Below are 2,500 nucleotides of genomic sequence, written 5' to 3' on the forward strand. Positions count from 1 at the left end.
TGTGTTCGGCGGTGTCCTACTCTCCCACACCCTGTCGAGTGCAGTACCATCGGCGCTGGAGGGCTTAGCTTCCGGGTTCGGAATGGGACCGGGCGTTTCCCCTCCGCTATGGCCGCCGTAACTCTATGAAACAGTTACACACGGAACACAACAGAAAACTCACACATAATGGTGAACGATGTTGGTTCATTCAATTGTAAATACTGAAACGTGTGTTGTTTCAGATATCGCACAGTGGACGCGTAGCTTCTTTGTGGTAAGTCCTCGGCCTATTAGTACCAGTCACCTACATCGGTTACCCGACTTCCAGTTCTGGCCTATCAACCCGGTGGTCTGCCGGGGGCCTTACCCCCTCGAGGGGGTGAGAAACCTCATCTTGGAACAGGCTTCCCGCTTAGATGCTTTCAGCGGTTATCCCTTCCGAACGTAGCTAACCAGCGGTGCTCCTGGTGGAACAACTGGCACACCAGAGGTTCGTCCGTCCCGGTCCTCTCGTACTAGGGACAGCCTTCCTCAAGTTTCTTACGCGCGCGGCGGATAGAGACCGAACTGTCTCACGACGTTCTAAACCCAGCTCGCGTGCCGCTTTAATGGGCGAACAGCCCAACCCTTGGGACCTACTCCAGCCCCAGGATGCGACGAGCCGACATCGAGGTGCCAAACCATCCCGTCGATATGGACTCTTGGGGAAGATCAGCCTGTTATCCCCGGGGTACCTTTTATCCGTTGAGCGACACCGCTTCCACATGCCGGTGCCGGATCACTAGTCCCGACTTTCGTCCCTGCTCGACGTGTCAGTCTCACAGTCAAGCTCCCTTGTGCACTTGCACTCGACACCTGATTGCCAACCAGGCTGAGGGAACCTTTGGGCGCCTCCGTTACATTTTAGGAGGCAACCGCCCCAGTTAAACTACCCACCAGGCACTGTCCCTGAACCAGATCATGGTCCGAGGTTGAGGTATCCAATACGATCAGAGTGGTATTTCAACAACGACTCCACAGTAACTGGCGTCACCGCTTCACAGTCTCCCACCTATCCTACACAAACCGAACCGAACACCAATACCAAGCTATAGTGAAGGTCCCGGGGTCTTTTCGTCCTGCCGCGCGTAACGAGCATCTTTACTCGTAATGCAATTTCGCCGAGTCTATGGTTGAGACAGCTGAGAAGTCGTTACGCCATTCGTGCAGGTCGGAACTTACCCGACAAGGAATTTCGCTACCTTAGGATGGTTATAGTTACCACCGCCGTTTACTGGGGCTTAAATTCTCAGCTTCGCCACCGAAGTGACTAACCGGTCCTCTTAACCTTCCAGCACCGGGCAGGCGTCAGTCCGTATACATCGTCTTACGACTTCGCACGGACCTGTGTTTTTAGTAAACAGTCGCTTCTCACTGGTCTCTGCGACCCCACCCAGCTCAGAACGAAAAGTTCATCACCAGACAGGGTCCCCCTTCTCCCGAAGTTACGGGGGCATTTTGCCGAGTTCCTTAACCATAGTTATCTCGATCGCCTTAGTATTCTCTACCTGACCACCTGTGTCGGTTTGGGGTACGGGCCGTGTGAAAGCTCGCTAGAGGCTTTTCTCGGCAGCATAGGATCACTGAATTCGCCTCAATCGGCTACGCATCACCTCTCAGGCATCATGAACGGCGGATTTGCCTACCGTTCGCCCTACAGGCTTACACCAGTATTACCACTGACTGGCCCAGCTACCTTCCTGCGTCACCCCATCGCTTGGCTACTACCAGATCAGGTCCTGCGCATCCACCACACCCCTCACTCTCGAAAGAGATCAGTAACATGGATTCAGGGCAGTTAGTATCACTGATTCACCATGGGCGCGTTCACACGGGTACGGGAATATCAACCCGTTGTCCATCGGCTACGCCTGTCGGCCTCGTCTTAGGTCCCGACTCACCCTGGGCGGATTAACCTGGCCCAGGAACCCTTGGTCATTCGGCGGACGAGTTTCTCACTCGTCTTTCGCTACTCATGCCTGCATTCTCACTCGCACAGCCTCCACACCTGGATCACTCCGATGCTTCCATGGCTGCACGACGCTCCCCTACCCACCCACACACCTGGCACACTCCTCGTAAGGAACATGCGGGCTATTGTATGAGTGCCGCAGCTTCGGTGGTGTACTTGAGCCCCGCTACATTGTCGGCGCAGGATCACTTGACCAGTGAGCTATTACGCACTCTTTCAAGGGTGGCTGCTTCTAAGCCAACCTCCTGGTTGTCTTCGCGACCCCACATCCTTTTCCACTTAGTACACGCTTAGGGACCTTAGCTGGCGATCTGGGCTGTTTCCCTCTCGACTACGAACCTTATCGCCCGCAGTCTCACTGCCACGCTCTCACTCATCGGCATTCGGAGTTTGGCTGATTTCGGTAAGCCGGTAAGCCCCCTAGACCATCCAGTAGCTCTACCTCCGATGAGAAACACGTGACGCTGCACCTAAATGCATTTCGGGGAGAACCAGCTATCACGGAGT

General features: G+C 54.8%; 2 rRNA genes (1 of these 2 cut by a window edge). Both read right to left on the reverse strand.

What is annotated here, in order from left to right:
- Positions 1 to 3: 3 nt before the first annotated feature.
- A 5S ribosomal RNA gene (rrf, locus tag BJI47_RS20365) occupies positions 4 to 120 on the reverse strand.
- A 132-nt stretch (positions 121 to 252) separates the two neighbouring features.
- A 23S ribosomal RNA gene (locus BJI47_RS20370) occupies positions 253 to 2,500 on the reverse strand (it continues 910 nt past the right edge of the window).

The organism is Rhodococcus sp. 1168 (genome assembly GCF_002091955.1).
Classification (GTDB): domain Bacteria; phylum Actinomycetota; class Actinomycetes; order Mycobacteriales; family Mycobacteriaceae; genus Rhodococcoides.